The organism is Bartonella sp. B17 (genome assembly GCF_053795755.1).
In genome coordinates this window covers 455,830-471,697 of sequence record NZ_CP200032.1, presented here as the reverse complement: position 1 = coordinate 471,697, position 15,868 = coordinate 455,830, and the positions used below count along the sequence as shown (strand labels likewise).

16 protein-coding genes are annotated in these 15,868 nt (G+C 38.5%); 6 read left to right on the top strand and 10 right to left on the bottom strand.

The genetic code is table 11. The annotated features are described in order from the left end of the window. Positions 1 to 1,245 precede the first annotated feature (1,245 nt). The 7 genes from V4B18_RS02155 to rimM form a co-directional block, all read right to left on the bottom strand. Positions 1,246 to 2,025, bottom strand: coding sequence for a succinate dehydrogenase iron-sulfur subunit (locus V4B18_RS02155; RefSeq protein ID WP_455476208.1), 780 nt, complete (start codon positions 2,023 to 2,025; stop codon positions 1,246 to 1,248). 14 nt (positions 2,026 to 2,039) lie between these two features. Beyond that, positions 2,040 to 3,884, bottom strand: coding sequence for a succinate dehydrogenase flavoprotein subunit (sdhA, locus tag V4B18_RS02150; protein ID WP_455476207.1), 1,845 nt, complete (start codon positions 3,882 to 3,884; stop codon positions 2,040 to 2,042). 5 nt (positions 3,885 to 3,889) lie between these two features. Next, positions 3,890 to 4,276 (bottom strand): succinate dehydrogenase, hydrophobic membrane anchor protein, encoded by a 387-nt coding sequence (gene sdhD, locus V4B18_RS02145; RefSeq protein ID WP_455476206.1) that lies wholly within the window; start codon positions 4,274 to 4,276, stop codon positions 3,890 to 3,892. A 20-nt stretch (positions 4,277 to 4,296) separates the two neighbouring features. Then, complete coding sequence (gene sdhC, locus V4B18_RS02140; RefSeq protein WP_455476205.1) at positions 4,297 to 4,698, bottom strand: succinate dehydrogenase, cytochrome b556 subunit; 402 nt, start codon at positions 4,696 to 4,698, stop codon at positions 4,297 to 4,299. A 419-nt stretch (positions 4,699 to 5,117) separates the two neighbouring features. Next, a complete protein-coding gene (gene rplS / locus V4B18_RS02135; RefSeq protein WP_455476204.1) occupies positions 5,118 to 5,558 on the bottom strand; it encodes a 50S ribosomal protein L19 in 441 nt (146 codons plus the stop codon). Between the two features lie 210 nt (positions 5,559 to 5,768). Then, the gene (trmD, locus tag V4B18_RS02130) at positions 5,769 to 6,467 is read right to left on the bottom strand and encodes a tRNA (guanosine(37)-N1)-methyltransferase TrmD (protein ID WP_455476203.1); all 699 of its coding nucleotides are present in this window, start codon (positions 6,465 to 6,467) and stop codon (positions 5,769 to 5,771) included. Then, entirely contained in the window at positions 6,430 to 7,077 is a 648-nt protein-coding gene (gene rimM, locus V4B18_RS02125) for a ribosome maturation factor RimM (RefSeq protein ID WP_455476202.1), read from the bottom strand. The genes trmD and rimM overlap by 38 nt, the downstream gene beginning before the upstream one ends. 124 nt (positions 7,078 to 7,201) lie before the next feature. Here rimM and V4B18_RS02120 point away from each other — a divergent pair, with 124 nt between their 5' ends. After that, positions 7,202 to 8,023 carry a SapC family protein gene (locus V4B18_RS02120; RefSeq protein ID WP_455476201.1) on the top strand — a complete coding sequence of 274 codons (822 nt, stop codon included), beginning with the start codon at positions 7,202 to 7,204 and terminating at the stop codon, positions 8,021 to 8,023. A gap of 9 nt (positions 8,024 to 8,032) precedes the next feature. Then, positions 8,033 to 9,001, top strand: coding sequence for a tyrosine recombinase XerC (locus V4B18_RS02115; RefSeq protein ID WP_455476200.1), 969 nt, complete (start codon positions 8,033 to 8,035; stop codon positions 8,999 to 9,001). Between the two features lie 22 nt (positions 9,002 to 9,023). On the opposite strand, the gene V4B18_RS02110 is transcribed toward V4B18_RS02115, so the two are convergent. Beyond that, positions 9,024 to 9,302: a BolA family protein gene (locus V4B18_RS02110; RefSeq protein WP_455476199.1), complete on the bottom strand. Its 279-nt coding sequence runs from the start codon at positions 9,300 to 9,302 to the stop codon at positions 9,024 to 9,026. Positions 9,303 to 9,403: 101 nt separating this feature from the next. On the opposite strand from V4B18_RS02110, the gene V4B18_RS02105 reads away from it, so the two are divergent. The 3 genes from V4B18_RS02105 (at position 9,404) to cobT (ending at position 13,102) form a co-directional block, all read left to right on the top strand. Continuing rightward, positions 9,404 to 10,024 carry a J domain-containing protein gene (locus V4B18_RS02105; RefSeq protein ID WP_455476198.1) on the top strand — a complete coding sequence of 207 codons (621 nt, stop codon included), beginning with the start codon at positions 9,404 to 9,406 and terminating at the stop codon, positions 10,022 to 10,024. Between the two features lie 178 nt (positions 10,025 to 10,202). Further along, positions 10,203 to 11,189 carry a cobaltochelatase subunit CobS gene (cobS, locus tag V4B18_RS02100; protein ID WP_455476197.1) on the top strand — a complete coding sequence of 329 codons (987 nt, stop codon included), beginning with the start codon at positions 10,203 to 10,205 and terminating at the stop codon, positions 11,187 to 11,189. Positions 11,190 to 11,203: 14 nt separating this feature from the next. Next, on the top strand, positions 11,204 to 13,102 hold the full coding sequence (gene cobT / locus V4B18_RS02095) for a cobaltochelatase subunit CobT (protein WP_455476196.1): 1,899 nt from the start codon (positions 11,204 to 11,206) through the stop codon (positions 13,100 to 13,102). Positions 13,103 to 13,288: 186 nt separating this feature from the next. On the opposite strand, the gene V4B18_RS02090 is transcribed toward cobT, so the two are convergent. Further along, complete coding sequence (locus tag V4B18_RS02090; RefSeq protein ID WP_455476195.1) at positions 13,289 to 13,954, bottom strand: VUT family protein; 666 nt, start codon at positions 13,952 to 13,954, stop codon at positions 13,289 to 13,291. 113 nt (positions 13,955 to 14,067) lie between these two features. Then, complete coding sequence (rpmB, locus tag V4B18_RS02085; RefSeq protein ID WP_455476194.1) at positions 14,068 to 14,361, bottom strand: 50S ribosomal protein L28; 294 nt, start codon at positions 14,359 to 14,361, stop codon at positions 14,068 to 14,070. A 260-nt stretch (positions 14,362 to 14,621) separates the two neighbouring features. On the opposite strand from rpmB, the gene V4B18_RS02080 reads away from it, so the two are divergent. Continuing rightward, entirely contained in the window at positions 14,622 to 15,407 is a 786-nt protein-coding gene (locus V4B18_RS02080) for an SURF1 family protein (RefSeq protein ID WP_455476193.1), read from the top strand. Positions 15,408 to 15,868 lie beyond the last annotated feature (461 nt).

Here is a 15,868-nt window from a genome sequence, read left to right as displayed (position 1 = left end):
TACTTTATTTGTCTAAATTATACGCAAAACTTCTATTACTTTTGCATTCCATTGTTTGCAAAAACTTCTTATGATTGTTTTTGCAACTGCGTATTCTATAATAATGAAGGTGAATAACTATTGCGGAATCAATATTCCTAATATAAAAAATAGCGCTCAAAGCACACATCAAAGAAAAACATTAAAAAACATCATCACTTAGCAATCATAAAGAATTACTTTACAGAAGAGACAATAGCTGATCTTTCAGAAATACTATGTTCCATTTTTAGCTAACTATCATCTTCTGATCTCTGATTAAATACTCTTCATGCAGAATCTACGATCATAGATAGCTCTATGCAGTCTACGATTTAACATAAACATAAATAAGATACATTCCAACTCGATGATTGATAGAATAGTATAGCGAATTATCCCATTGATTATATAATTAGCAAACGATTACCATTGAAACCCTTCCCTATACGCTACACTAAACCCCATTTGTTGCAACAAAACTGGTATCTAAGAGTATCTTAAGATCGATTGTCTTGCTTCACTAATACAAGATTATATTATCACAGTTTGAATTTTTTTACGCGACAATAGCTTTGTGTGGTCGCAAATCATGTCCCAACCAGCGGAGTAATTTAATTTTTTGCATAAATCCTACTTGGAAAATTATAATCTATACTATGCTTGCAAAAAATTATGAAAAATGAGCAAAATATCTTCGTTACATTGTCGGAAAGAATACAAACAGTAAATATTGATTAATTACGTCACTGATACTTGCTGTAAAGTTTATCTTTCATGTCGAAAATAAGATTATAAAACATTTTTTGTCGTCTGAATAAGGCTATAAAACTTTTAGGCAAGCAAAAAATTAAATGACTCAAAGGCAACAAAACAACTAAAGCAGCAACTCAACGCAAGGTAAAAATATCTATTCATAGATGAGAGAATATAAGATTAGTATCCATGAAATTCCCTCAAAATTAAACATATTTTCTATGACGGTTGTCCCCATCTAGAAACATCGCATTATTCACCTTCTTAACCTATCATTAAAAATATCTTTCTTAACCAACTACCAACAGCAATCAAAAAGAATATCTGGCCTTTTAATACGGTGATAGACACTTTTTAGTCTTCATAAAATATAAATCAACTCTCGTGCAACACAGTTCGAAGAGCATAAAAAGCATGCAACAAGAATATCTTATGGACTCTCACTTTATCCTCATTGAAGCGATAAAATTTTTAAAGGTGGCGTTCAATCATAAGTCTTTTAATTTCAGCAATTGCTTTAGCTGGATTTAAACCCTTTGGACAAGTTTGCGCACAATTCATAATGGTATGGCATCGATAAAGCCGAAAAGGATCCTCTAAATTATCAAGACGCTCACCGTGCATTTCATCACGTGAATCAGCAATCCAACGATAGGCCTGAAGCAAAACAGCGGGACCCAAGTAACGATTACCATTCCACCAATAACTCGGACATGATGTTTGACAGCATGCACATAAAATACACTCATAAAGACCATCGATTTTTTGGCGGTCAGAATAACTTTGCAACCATTCTTTTGCAGGCTCAGGCGAAACAGTCTGCAACCAAGGTTCAATTATACGATGCTGCGCATAAAAATGCTTTAAATCAGGAACTAAATCTTTAACAACTGGCATAGAAGGAAGAGGATAAACCTTAATTGGATGCTTCACATCATCCATACCCTTAGTACAAGCCAATGTATTGGTTCCATCAATATTCATTGCACAAGAACCACATATCCCTTCACGGCACGACCGACGAAATGTCAAAGTCGGATCAATATGATTCTTGATAAACAAAAGCCCATCAAGAATCATCGGACCACAAGCTGAACGATCCACATAATAAGTATCAAGATGAGGATTTTCCTCATCATCAGGCGACCAACGATAAACATGAAACTCCGTCAATCGAGTAGCACCTTCAGGCTTAGGCCAAACTTTTCCAGTTTTAACTTGAGAATTTTTGGGAAGCTTAATTTGTACCATAATTCATTCTCCCCTTAATAAACACGCTTTTTAGGCGCAATACGCTTTAAATTGATACCACCATCCGCTTCAGATGTTAACGGATCTACATGAACAGGCCGATAAGACAGCGTTACTTTACCATCTTTTGATAAATGCGAAAGCGTATGACAACGCCAATTTTTATCGTCACGCTCTGGATAATCTTCCCGCGCATGGGCTCCCCGGCTTTCCAAACGCGCTTGTGCAGAATAAACAGTTACAATGGCATTAGCCATCAAATTCTCAAGTTCTAATGTTTCAACCAAATCAGAATTCCATATTAGCGAACGATCTGTTACTTTAAGATCAGACAGTTCTTCCCAGATTTTAGTTATTCTCTGACACCCCTGTTGCAAAGAATCTGCTGTACGGAATACAGCAGCATCTTCCTGCATAGTGCGTTGCATTTTTTCACGCAATACAGCTGTAGGCGTTTTCCCTTTAGCAAAACGTAAACGATCAAAACGCGCCATAATCACATCAACAGCACTCTCATTAATAGGTGGAATATCTGCGTTACGATCAATCACTTCACCTGCACGAATTGCAGCTGCACGCCCAAAAACGACAAGATCAATTAGTGAATTTGAACCCAAACGATTAGCACCATGAACGGAAGCACACCCCGCCTCACCTACAGCCATTAACCCTGGTTGAATACGATCAGGTGAATCAGCTGTCGGATTTAAAACTTCCCCATAATAATTTGTAGGAATCCCTCCCATATTGTAATGAACCGTAGGAATGACAGGTATAGGTTCTTTTGTCACATCAACACCAGCAAAAATCCGTGCTGATTCAGAAATTCCAGGTAAACGTTCATGCAATATAGCAGGATCGATATGGTTGAGAACCAAATAAATATGATCCTTTCTCGACCCAACACCACGCCCTTCACGAATTTCAAGCGTTATACAGCGTGAAACCAAATCACGTGAAGCCAAATCTTTAAAGGAAGGAGCATAACGCTCCATAAAGCGTTCGCCTTCAGAATTAACTAGATAACCTCCTTCACCACGAGCGCCTTCTGTGATTAAGCACCCAGAACCATAAATGCCCGTAGGATGAAATTGAACAAATTCCATATCTTGAAGTGGCAGTCCAGCACGCGCAATCATTCCACCCCCATCACCTGTACATGTATGAGCTGATGTCGCGGAAAAATAAGCACGTCCATACCCACCCGTTGCAAGAACAACCATCTTGGCAGAAAAACGGTGAATTGTACCATCATCGAGATTCCATGCCACAACGCCCGTACACACCCCATCAGTCATGATCAAATCAATAGCAAAATATTCAATAAAAAATTGTGCATTATGCTTTAAGCTTTGTCCATAAAGGGTGTGCAAAATTGCATGGCCAGTACGATCTGCGGCAGCACAAGTGCGTTGGACTGGCGGTCCCTCTCCAAATTCTGTTGTATGTCCCCCAAAAGGACGTTGATAAATTTTACCTTCTTTTGTGCGCGAAAAAGGAACCCCATAATGTTCCAGCTCGTACACTGCAGCTGGTGCATTACGCACCAAATATTCCATTGCATCGGTATCTCCCAACCAATCAGAGCCTTTTACCGTATCGTACAAATGCCATTGCCAATTGTCAGGCCCCATGTTCGAAAGCGATGCTGCAATACCGCCCTGTGCTGCAACCGTGTGCGATCTCGTTGGAAAAACCTTTGTGATACATGCTGTTTTTAACCCTTGTTCAGCCATACCAAGTGTTGCACGCAAGCCCGCCCCCCCTGCACCAACAACAACAACATCAAATTTATGATCTACATAGTGATAGGAGGCATTACCTGCTTTAGCATTCAGAGATGATCCTGTGCCCACCATATTGTTTAACCCCCTAATGCAATTTTTAAAAGAGAAAAAATAATTATGCCGCCCAGAACAAAACAAAATAAAATATTAAACGCCAAAAATAATATTCGTACATCTTCACGTGGAATATAATCTTCAATAACAACCTGCATTCCAAGTTTCATATAATAAAGGACTGACACAGTCATCAATATCATCACAACAGCGATAGCAGGATGTGCAAGCCGTGCATGCGCAACGCTATAATCTTTTCCAACCAGTGAGAGAATAAAAACGATGAAAAATACTAAAAATGGCAAATTAAGAAAGCTTACCAGACGCTCTAGCCAAAAATGCTCTGTCCCTCTATGCGCACTTCCCAATCCACGCGCTTTTCCAAGTTCTGTTCGAAAATCTTTTTTCATACCTTTTTCTATCCCCCAACTTATGCAACACTATAGCCAATAATCCAAATTGTTAAAGTAATAGCAAGAGAAATAAAAACTGTCGCCCAAGCCGTTAACGTTGCTTTTTCTTTAACCAAAAGGCTAGGCTTCATGTCCCAAACAATGTGGCGAACACTACCAACCACGTGATGAACTCCAGCAAGCGTATAAAGGAACAAAATACAAAGCCCAAAGAAAGAACCATAAATCTCATTAACCGTTCTGAACGCTTCAGCTCCACAGGCAATAGAAATTAACCAAATAGCAAAAAATACCATCCCGAAATAAAGCGCTATACCAGTGATACGATGCGAAATTGACATCGCCATAGTGATAGACCAACGATAAATAGTTATATGAGGGGAACGAGGGCGCTCTTTTATCCTAATTGTCTCTGTCATAAAATATCCTGACCTGACTCTTACTGCAACAGCATCATGAGCGAGAAAATCTCACAAAATGACCAAGTGCATTATCGTTTCCACTTTCTTGGCATCTCAATAACCAATACTTACAGGTCGGTTATCTCAAATAACGGATTAAAGGTCGCGCATAAAAAAACCGATTGCTTTACAGACAAAAGCCATAAAACTCGCCTTAATTTAGTACAATTTTTCCTGCACGTCAAAGGTCTAACATCGCTTATAAGATATAAACACGCATTTTTTTCAAGTGCACTTAGCTCTACTTGCTAATATCAATGCCCTAATATCTTAAAAGTTTTAACATTTAACTGAGTCTATAATCGCAAACATATATATTGACGATATAAAAAAAGCGACGTAAAAGCCGCTTTCTCGTAAATTTTTGGTGATAGCAATTATTGGGCAGTTTGCTTTGCAACATCCTCTGCAACAGTTTTTTCTTCTGCGCCTTTGACAACTTTCGCATCTTTTTTCCGATAATCTCTCTTTTCAGCAATACGGGCAGCTTTACCTCTTAAAGCACGAAGATAATAAAGCTTTGCACGACGAACTTTACCTCTGCGCACAAGCTCAACACCTTCAATCAAAGGAGAATAAATAGGAAATACACGCTCCACACCTTCACCATAAGAAATTTTTCGTACTGTAAAGGTTTCATTCAAACCACCTCCTGAACGTGCAATACAAACACCTTCATACGCCTGAACACGTGTCCTCGTACCCTCTGTCACACGCACCAAGACACGCACAGTATCGCCTGCCTGAAACGCTGGTAATTGGCGTTTTTCTTCAATTTTTGCACATTGTTCAGCTTCAAGCTGTGCGATAATATTCATATTCTTATCCTTTATATTCTTCTTGAACAGTCAGAGCGCTCAACTCTTGCTCAAAAAGCCTTTTCACGCAGCAAAAGAGAAGCTCTTTAAGCTATGCTTTACACAGGAGCGAATACACCATCCCTCAATTTTAATTTTGGATTTACAAAAGCCCTTTACGGAAAAACTCTCTCGAAGTTCGCTGTGCAATACACCATCTTGCACAATGAATCAAGTTTTCCGACGATTTTTGTCAAAAAGAGCATAAAGATCAGGGCGACGTTGACGTGTTAACAATTCAGCTTGTTGTTGACGCCAATCAGCGATAGCTTTGTGATGTCCTGACATCAACACTGGTGGAATGCCAGCCCCTTCAAAAACAGAAGGACGTGTATATTGGGGATGCTCAAGTAATCCATTTTCAAAGCTTTCATACTTTCCAGAAACCTCATTGCCCATAACGCCAGGTAAAAGGCGCACGATAGCATCCAAAATAACCAATGCTGCTGTTTCCCCACCTGAAAGAATGTAATCACCGATGGATACTTCTTCCAATTTTCGCGCATCGATAACTCGCTCATCTACACCTTCAAAACGTCCACAAACCAATGTCACTCCCGAATCAAGTGCTAAAGAACGCGCATAAGCTTGATTAAAAAGGCGCCCACGCGGGCTCATTAATAGCTTTGGCGAATCACTTGGAAAACTATCAAGTGCAGCAGCTAACACATCCGCCCGCATCACCATACCCGCACCACCACCGGCTGGTGTATCATCAACACTGCGATGCTTATCAAAGGTAAAATCTCTAATCTGTACCGTCTCCAGCGACCATATTCCCCGCTCTAACGCTTTGCCGGCTAAAGAATAACCCAAAAATCCAGGGAACATTTCAGGATAAAGTGTTACTACACGCGCTTGAAACCCCATTTTCGCATTCTCTTATTTTTTTTTGCACCTTCATTTTTTTCTTCAAACCATAGCTTCCCTTTTGATTCTCTTCTCTATCGCTTAAACCAGATGCTATGGGATCAACAACAAGAAAACCAGAAGCAACACAAATTTTTGGCACCGCCGCCTTACTAAATGGAATAAGCACAACTTTGTGCGATTCTAAGCGCACTTCAAGCAAATCACCAGCCCCGAAATTAAAAAAACCACTGACCTCACCTAAAATTTGATCTTTACAATCTTGAACACGAAGCCCAATTAAATCTATTTGATAAAATTCATCTTCGTCCAAATCATCACTCAATTGATCGCGCATAACATAAAGGTGAGTTCCCTTTAAAGATTCAGCAACACTACGCTCTCTAATCCCTTTAAAACCTACAATCGCGGTATTGGCTTTATTTTTTTGCACGCGAAACGTTACAATCTCATAAGAACGTCCTGTATCATCATAAAGAACACCATAATCTTTTAAACGTCGCGGCTCAGCACTTAATATTTTAACCAAAACGTGCCCTTTTATGCCATGTGCTGAACCAATAATAGCAAGATAGACTTTATTTTTAAGCTTTTTTTTATTATCTTCCATGCAAAATATCGTCTTTTAAAAACGAATCCTTGAACTTTGTAACTTTCTATTCTGTTGCCATATCAAAATCTTCTAAAAAGACTTTTCTTGGTAACAAAAATAAATTAACAAAAGGAGAAGTCTCATGGCAAACATTATGCTGTTTTACAAAGAAGTTACCCCAATCAACAAAATTACCCACAAAAATCTAAAATTCGCCCCTCCAAGCGATATGTCCTTTGCCAAGAATACTCACTGGGTTCCTTTAGCAAGTAGCGAATATTTTCAAGCTGCTCTAGACTATCCAATTTTGTTTATGTCTGCAGAAGATGACCAAAAAAAACGGCACTATACATCTGCTGCTCTTGTTGGTCTTTCCAACGACGAAAATGATTATATCATCTCCGACAAAAGTTGGAAACAAAATACTTATATTCCCGCTTTTGTGCGTCGCTATCCTTTCGTTCTTGCACAAATTCCTAATGAAAAAGAACTTTCTGTTTGTTTTGATCAACAATCAGGCATGTTTAATGAAGTTGCAGGAACAGAGCTTTTTAATTCAGATGGATCTATTTCTCCCTTTATGGAAGAACGCATTCAGTTTCTTGAAAGCTTTAAAATCGCTATGGAAAAAACCTCTGAATTTATTGATACTCTTGTAGAAATGGATCTTTTGAGCCAAAAATCAATTAATGTAAAAAATGACAAAGGTCTTTCAGCACAATTAGAAGATTTTTGGATTGTTGATGAAGAAAAATTGAATAAATTATCAGCCAGTCAGCTTGCTAAGCTCCATAAAAACGGCTTTTTGGGAAAAATTTTTGCACACCTTATGTCAATGAATAATCTTTTAAAAATACTCACTCTAAAAAGTGAAAATCACATTGCAACTCAAGAAATAACATCTAAAAACAATGACAATCATTCCGATAATGAAGATTCTAAAAAGAAAGAAACTCTTAATTAAAAATTAGAAATGCCCACAAAAAGTGACAGTAAAAAAAACAAAAATATCTCTCTGATTCCAGCGGATCATGCTGTTTTGGATGCAAGGAAAAGCTGGCTTGACGGTCTTACACAAATGCGTCGCATGGCTGCACAAACAGTAGAAGCCTATGAACGTGATACACGACAATTTTTGTTTTTTCTCTGTCAACATCTCGGACATACGCCGACATTTAATGATTTTGGCAATTTGCGCGTAATTGATTTTCGCGCTTATTTAGCATATCGCCGCATGCATAATATAAGTGCCCGCTCTTTAAGCCGAGAAATGGCGGGTTTACGCTCTTTCTTTAGCTACCTATCTCGCGAAGGGATCGTTAATGTCCCTGCTTCTAAACTTGTCCGAACCCCAAAACAACCAAAATCGCTGCCAAGACCTTTGACTGTAAAATCAGCACTTCATATCGTCAAACAAAAAAATCAATTGGAAAATGAAGCATGGATTACAGCTCGCAACACTGCTATTTTCATGCTTCTTTATGGCTGTGGAATGCGGATATCAGAGGCTCTAGCGCTCACACCAGAACAATTTTCTGATCCTGAAAAAACGAGTTTATTCGTCACTGGGAAAGGAGGGAAAACGCGCCTTGTTCCTCTCATAAAAATCGTCTACGAAGCAGTCAAAAATTACCTTAAATGCTGTCCATACCCTTTAACGGATAACCAACCAATGTTTCGTGGAGCCCGCGGTGGTGTTTTGCAGCCAGCCATTATCCAGCGAACCATTCAAAATTTACGTGCACATCTTGATTTGCCAGAAACTGCAACACCCCATGCACTCCGCCATTCTTTTGCGACTCATCTCTTGGCACGTGGAGGAGATTTGCGCACCATTCAAGAGCTTCTCGGCCATGCCAGCTTATCTACTACGCAAATTTATACCCACATCGACACCGAGCGCTTATTGGAAATTTACCAAAAAGCGCACCCACGCGCCTAAAAATTGTTAGATAAAAATCATATTAAATAGAATCAGCTTCAAGCGCCAAAGCATGAATACGTGTTGCTAACTCTTTCTGCAAAACTTTATAAATCGCTCGATGTATCTCCACACGCGTCATTCCTGAAAAAGAAGAAGACAGAATTTTTACCCGAAAATGCGTTTCTCCATTACCATCAAAAGCATGCTCCTCATGAGGATGTCCCGCATGAAGATGACTCTCATTAATTACTTCAAGCTTTTTAGGACAAAAAGCATCTTGGAGTTTTTCCGTAATTATTGTTTGAATCACAGTAGGCATTTTTGTTCCTTTACAAAGTATAGTGAGTCTTATTCATCATCAAATAAATTTTTCAAAAGTCAATTCTTGTCAAATCAATCGATTTTGCATACATCAAAGATATGGCAATAACATCTAAATTATTTGATTCAATTCGAATCAGCTCTAATAAAAAAAGACAGGCTGAATCGCACACGCAGCAGTGTCAGTGGGAAGGCTGTGAAAAAGCAGGAATTCATAAAGCACCGGCAGGCCGAAATTATGAAGGACAATATTTGCATTTTTGCCTTGATCATGTACGTGCTTATAATAAGAACTTTGACTACTTCTCTAATCTGAGTGATAAAGATATTGCAAAGTTTCAAAAGGACGCTCTCACAGGACATCGTCCAACATGGCCGACTGATCTGAACAATAGCATGTCGAAAAAAGCAGCTACGAGTTATGCAAAAATTCGCTCTGGAACTGCTGCCTATCAAAACCGCATGCGCGATCCATTCACTCTATTTACCCAACGTCATTCAACCAGCAATTCTTCACGAAGATTAAAGCCTTTAGAAGCTAAAGCTTTTGATACATTGGGACTAAAAGCAAATGCTTCAGCTGAAGATATTAAAATGAAATATAAAGAATTGGTTAAAAAACATCACCCTGATACCAATGGTGGAAACCGTTCTTCAGAAGAACGCTTTCGCAATGTCTTAAACGCCTATAATTTACTAAAAAAATCTGGCCTATGCTAACAAAGCGCGCACCAATACAAACGCGCGCTCATTTCAGGCTGTTATTGTTTTTTAAAAACAGCAAAAAAGTATCTCTTTCATACCCCCAACTTCTCTTATAGAGCATTGCATAAGTGCTCTAACTCTTGTATCGTTTTCTAATAAATAAATGAATAGCGTACTTTTTTCCAGAAAAATAATGACAGAAATAAAACTTACAGTTGAAAAATTGCCTGATATCACGCTCTGCGCTCGCGATCTCTTTAATATTGATACGGATATGCAAATACCTGCTTTTAGTTCAAAGGGCTCTCATGTTCCTGATTTAGATCCCGATTATCTTTTTGATCAACAAACGACTTTAGCAATTTTAGCAGGCTTTACATTTAACCGTCGTGTCATGGTTTCAGGCTATCACGGCACGGGAAAATCAACACATATTGAACAAGTTGCTGCACGCCTTAACTGGCCTTGTATCCGAATTAACCTAGATAGTCACGTCAGCCGCATTGATTTAGTGGGAAAAGACGCCATTGTCATAAAAGATGGCTTGCAAATTACTGAATTTAAAGAAGGTATTTTGCCGTGGGCTTATCAAAACAATGTTGCACTTATTTTTGATGAATATGATGCAGGTCGACCTGATGTTATGTTTGTTATCCAACGCGTCCTTGAAGCCTCTGGACGCTTGAGCTTACTTGATCAAAGCCGAGTCATCGCCCCTCACCCAGCATTTCGCCTTTTTGCTACCACAAACACCATTGGTCTTGGTGATACAACAGGGCTTTATCATGGCACACAACAAATCAACCAAGCTCAAATGGATCGCTGGTCCATTGTCACAATATTAAATTATTTACCTCATGATAAGGAGGTTGATATTGTTTGTTCCAAAGTCAAATCTTTTCAAACAGCTGAAGGAAAAAAGATAATTTCACAAATGGTGCACGTTGCTGATATGGTACGCCAATCTTTTATCAACGGCGACCTTTCAACAGTCATGAGCCCACGAACCGTTATTACTTGGGCAGAGAATGCCACAATTTTTCAAAATATTGGGTTTGCTTTTCGATTAACCTTTCTCAATAAATGTGATGAACTTGAACGTGCCACTGTTGCAGAGTTTTATCAACGTGCTTTTGGACAAGAGCTTCCCGAATCAATGATTCACAGTGTTTTGCCTTAAGGGATACGTCAATCATGGCTGCAGAAGCTGATGACAACAACCAAAATCTGATAAATACTCTTCCTAACAGTACCCTAAATGCTAACGCTTTTAAAAAAGCCATTTCTACTTGTATCCGTGCAATCGCTGGCACACACAGTCTTGAAGTTTTCTTTGGCCATTACAGGCCATCATTGAACGAAAATTGCGCACGTTTGCCAGAACTTCCACAACAAACAACTGATAAAGATATAACCGTTACCCGTGGATTAGGTGATTCTATGGCTTTACGAAAAGCATGGCATGATAGTCGCATCCACATGCAATTTGCTCCGACAGAACCAGAAGCGCGTGCCATCTTTGATGCTCTCGAGCAAACACGTGTTGAAGCAATCGGCACTTTAGCCATGGAAGGAATTGCAAAAAATCTTGATATCATGCTCGCCGATAAATATCAAAGAGCACATTATCAAAGAATTAGCACCCAGAATGAAGCTCCCATTCAAGAAGCAATTGCGCTTTTATTACGTGAAAAGATAACAAAGCACCCTCCCCCAAAAGAGGCTGGAGCAGTATTGGAATTATGGCGCCATTCAATTGAGCAAAAAGCAGCAGCAGAGCTGAACGAACTTACATGTCATGTGCACAACCAACATGCTTTTGCACAAATTGTCCGCCAAATGCTTGTTGCGCTAAAAATGACGGTTCAACTAGAAGAAACCTCTGATAGTGAAAACAATAAAAAATTAAAAAGCGGGTGTGAACCTCAAAACCAAGCGGAAAAAGAAAGCAAAAACGAAAAACACGCTGAAAGTAAAGAGCCAACAATCACTGAACAAGAAAGTGATATACAAGACGAAGGAAAAACGCAAGCAACACAAGCAAATAATAATGATAAAGCCAATGAAGAGCAAGAGAACTTTAAGCAAGACAAACTGAGTAAATCCAAACGTATTTTTGCTATTTCGGAAGAGATGGAAGAGCTTGCTGATTATAAAATTTTTACCCGTCAATTTGATGAAATTTTAGAAGTGACCGATTTCTGTTCTGAAAGCGAGCTGAATCACTTGCGTCATTATCTTGATAAGCAAATCAATCATCTTCAAAACATTGTTGGACGCTTAGCAAACCGCCTACAACGCCGCCTTATGGCACAACAAAATCGCAGTTGGAATTTTGATCTGGAGGAAGGATATCTCGATACAGCACGACTTCCACGCCTTATTATTGATCCAATGCAACCACTTTCCTTCAAAATGGAAAGCAATACCCAATTTCGAGATACCGTTGTTTCACTGCTTATTGATAATTCAGGATCAATGCGGGGACGGCCAATTACTGTTGCGGCAAGTTGCACAGATATTTTGGCGCAAACTTTAGAGCGTTGTGGCGTCAAAGTTGAAATTTTGGGCTTTACCACCAAAACTTGGAAAGGTGGAAAATCGCGCGAAAAGTGGCTCAACCAAAATAAACCCAATAATCCTGGACGCCTTAATGATCTATGTCATATCATCTATAAAAGTGCTGATACACCGTGGCGTCGTGCACGGCGCAATTTAGGTCTAATGATGCAAGAAGGTCTACTGAAAGAAAATATTGATGGTGAAGCACTGATTTGGGCTCATCAGCGCCTTTTATCACGACGTGAACAGCGTCGCATTCTCATGGTTATTTCTGACGGAGCCCCTGTTGATGATTCAACATTGTCTGTTAATTCTAGCGGTTATCTTGAAAAACATTTGCGCGCTGTGATTCAAAAAATCCAAAAACATTCACCTATTGAACTCATCGCTATTGGAATTGGTCATGATGTCACACGTTATTATCAACGCGCTGTCACAATTATGAGTGCCGAAGAGTTAGCTGACGCTATAACAGAACAGTTAGCAGAGCTCTTTAGCAATAAAAAGCGCCATCTTCATAAAAAATTTTGAGAACAAACTCCTTAAGTCAGCAACTTTTTAAACCAATTTAAATATTTAAACATGCATATATATGAAAATGTCTACAGCAAACATGTCTCTAAAACAATAAATACTAGCTTACTGAAGTACAACGCAAAACTTTCTCTATTTTTAAAAACACAAAAATAAATATTATTCTTTATCACAAACCAAAGACTAATTGTCGTTTGAGCTTCTTTGATAAAGAGGGAGTTTAAAATTGCTAAGAATTGTTCCATAGGGAATAAGCATGAACAAGCTCATAATAATTTTTATAAAGAAATCACCAAAAGCAAGTGAAAGCCAAACTGGAACTTCAATGCCAAAAAGAATAGCACTCTCCAAAATAGAGCTATCAGGATAACCTGTTATCTGATCAATAAAAGCAAAAAAGCTAGAAAAGGAAAGAGCAAAAAACAAAACCGTATCCAAAGCTGAGCCAACCAGTGCAGCTGCTAAAGGCGCTTTCCACCATGTTTTACGCCGCAAAGGAGAAAAAACGATAATATCGAGGAATTGTCCAAATAAAAATGCAAAACTAGAAGCAATTGCAAGCCGCGGCGTAGCCAATATCCAAGAAACAAAAAAACCAGTAAAAAAACCAGCATATACCACGCGCCGTGCTGCAGCTGGACCATAAAAACGATTGGTTAAGTCATTAATAAGAAAAGCAATCGGATATGTAACAGCACCATAAGTCAGAAGCTCATTCAAACCAAACCAATAGACAGGATACTGAACCAAAATATTGGAAATGGTCACAGCAAAACACATCGCAAAGCTAGAAAAAATAATATATCTCTTCTTTTGCTGTTTTAATGAAAAATTGTATGCTGAGGACATTTTTTCACCCTAGGTAACAAGATTAGTTAAATACAGCAATCAAACAGCAAAAAACCACGCTCTCTAAAACGAGTGAGAGCCAACACTCCACCTTTTGCGATAAACAAAAGCAATTACGCTGCTTTCTCAGCCTTTTTCTTAACAATCTGGCGTTTTAACAAACGCGCCCGCTGTGACAATTCCTTATCATCAGCTTTCATCAAAAAACTATCAAGACCACCGCGATGTTCAACAGAACGCAAGGCGCTTGCAGCAATACGCAAACGATAACTTTGCTGTAATACTTCCGAAATCAATGTCACATTGCAAAGATTTGGTAAAAAACGACGGCGAGTTTTATTATTTGCATGGCTAACATTATTACCATACTGAACCGTTTTTCCTGTCAATTCGCAAGCACGAGACATAACTTCACCTTTAAAACTCTAAAAAACTCTTATATCCCAACCCCAGCAAAACAAAATGAAAGCAGATCGCAAAATATACTACCTTGAACGGGCACAATCGGGAAATTTATATTTCTAATAGGATGTTGGCAATAAAAGGTCAAGCCTTTTATAAAGCTTTTTGCACTCCCTTATCGATTAATTTTCCTATCTTATCCTATAACCGAAATGTAGAAAATGTTTTTTTTAAACGCTTACTGTGCTAAAATAAATTATTAATAGTGGAAAAGATAAATCTTTCTATGACAGAGCTTAAACACAAACGCATTAGTTTTTCTTCTATCTTGTTTGGTACTTTTTGTATTTGTTTCTTTCTCATCTTCAGTGCGCTGGGTGTATGGCAAATACAACGATTAAGCTGGAAAACAAATCTTATTGCCAATGCTAATGAACGTGTTCATTTACCTCCCATAGAAGCACCTTCCCAAAATCTGTGGACGCAAGTTACTTTTGAGAAAGATGAATATCTGCCTGTTGTCATCACGGGAAAACTTCTGAAAGATAAAAGTATTTTTGTCATCGCCGTTGCTCAAAATACAAGTGGTTACTGGGTTTTGACCCCCTTGCAAACAGCCGATAAAACACTAACTTTCATAAATCGTGGTTTTATCCCCATGAGCGCACAGCATGACTTTAAAAATGCAGAACAATCGCATACATCAGACCAAGATCCTACTACAGACACAGAACAAACCACAATCATAGGTCTGTTGCGTATGAGTGAAAGAGAGGGTATTTTTCCACGCAAAAACAATCCCGATCGTAACCTGTGGCACACACGCAACCTCCCCGCTATGGCGCAAAAACTTGGTCTGTCTACGTCTATCGTAGCGCCTTATTTCATTGATGCAAGAAAACAAACGGCTTCGCAAAAAGATCTTCCCATTGCAGGTCTTACTGTCGTACATTTTCGCAACAATCATCTTACCTACGCTATTACGTGGTTTATCTTAGCTGCTGGAATTTTGGGTGCCTACATACTTCTGCTACTACAAAAAACTGAGTAAAAAAATACAACAAACACTCCGAACTTTTAAACAGATTCTTAAGTGTTTTTTACTTTAAAAAGCGCATTCTTTATAATAAAGCAATTATCCAAGCAATCTATTAAAAATATTGCATATTTTGATACACGTTTATCTGAAAGAAACAGCCTAAAAAAGATAACCGCCCTGCCCCGTTAAAAATCTTCTAACCCACAATAAAATTTAGCGAGCAAATATCAGATAATAATTGACAATAAACACATCATTAAGAGCTCACCAAAAATCAACAAAGCTCATGCAAACAACGCGACAAAACCGAATCATCACCACAATTAATAGCAAAATCATTATGTGCATATATTCAAAGAATGATAATAGGCATGCATTGCCGTTAAACGATAACAGCACCAACAATTATGATAAGAAAACAGAATATTGATACTCTTTAACCAAACTTCATGTTACAGCTTTTGAGAAAAATC

Excerpts from the sequence above, each read along its gene's own strand:
- cobS (WP_455476197.1), top strand. The coding sequence starts at position 10,203 with ATGACAGAAATAAAACTTACAGTTGAAAAATTGCCTGATATCACGCTC.
- V4B18_RS02115 (WP_455476200.1), top strand. The coding sequence starts at position 8,033 with ATGCCCACAAAAAGTGACAGTAAAAAAAACAAAAATATCTCTCTGATT.
- V4B18_RS02105 (WP_455476198.1), top strand. The coding sequence starts at position 9,404 with ATGGCAATAACATCTAAATTATTTGATTCAATTCGAATCAGCTCTAAT.
- sdhA (WP_455476207.1), bottom strand. The coding sequence starts at position 3,884 with ATGGTGGGCACAGGATCATCTCTGAATGCTAAAGCAGGTAATGCCTCC.
- rpmB (WP_455476194.1), bottom strand. The coding sequence starts at position 14,361 with ATGTCTCGTGCTTGCGAATTGACAGGAAAAACGGTTCAGTATGGTAAT.
- V4B18_RS02110 (WP_455476199.1), bottom strand. The coding sequence starts at position 9,302 with ATGCCTACTGTGATTCAAACAATAATTACGGAAAAACTCCAAGATGCT.
- sdhC (WP_455476205.1), bottom strand. The coding sequence starts at position 4,698 with ATGACAGAGACAATTAGGATAAAAGAGCGCCCTCGTTCCCCTCATATA.
- trmD (WP_455476203.1), bottom strand. The coding sequence starts at position 6,467 with ATGGGGTTTCAAGCGCGTGTAGTAACACTTTATCCTGAAATGTTCCCT.
- V4B18_RS02155 (WP_455476208.1), bottom strand. The coding sequence starts at position 2,025 with ATGGTACAAATTAAGCTTCCCAAAAATTCTCAAGTTAAAACTGGAAAA.
- rimM (WP_455476202.1), bottom strand. The coding sequence starts at position 7,077 with ATGGAAGATAATAAAAAAAAGCTTAAAAATAAAGTCTATCTTGCTATT.
- V4B18_RS02120 (WP_455476201.1), top strand. The coding sequence starts at position 7,202 with ATGGCAAACATTATGCTGTTTTACAAAGAAGTTACCCCAATCAACAAA.
- sdhD (WP_455476206.1), bottom strand. The coding sequence starts at position 4,276 with ATGAAAAAAGATTTTCGAACAGAACTTGGAAAAGCGCGTGGATTGGGA.
- cobT (WP_455476196.1), top strand. The coding sequence starts at position 11,204 with ATGGCTGCAGAAGCTGATGACAACAACCAAAATCTGATAAATACTCTT.
- V4B18_RS02090 (WP_455476195.1), bottom strand. The coding sequence starts at position 13,954 with ATGTCCTCAGCATACAATTTTTCATTAAAACAGCAAAAGAAGAGATAT.
- rplS (WP_455476204.1), bottom strand. The coding sequence starts at position 5,558 with ATGAATATTATCGCACAGCTTGAAGCTGAACAATGTGCAAAAATTGAA.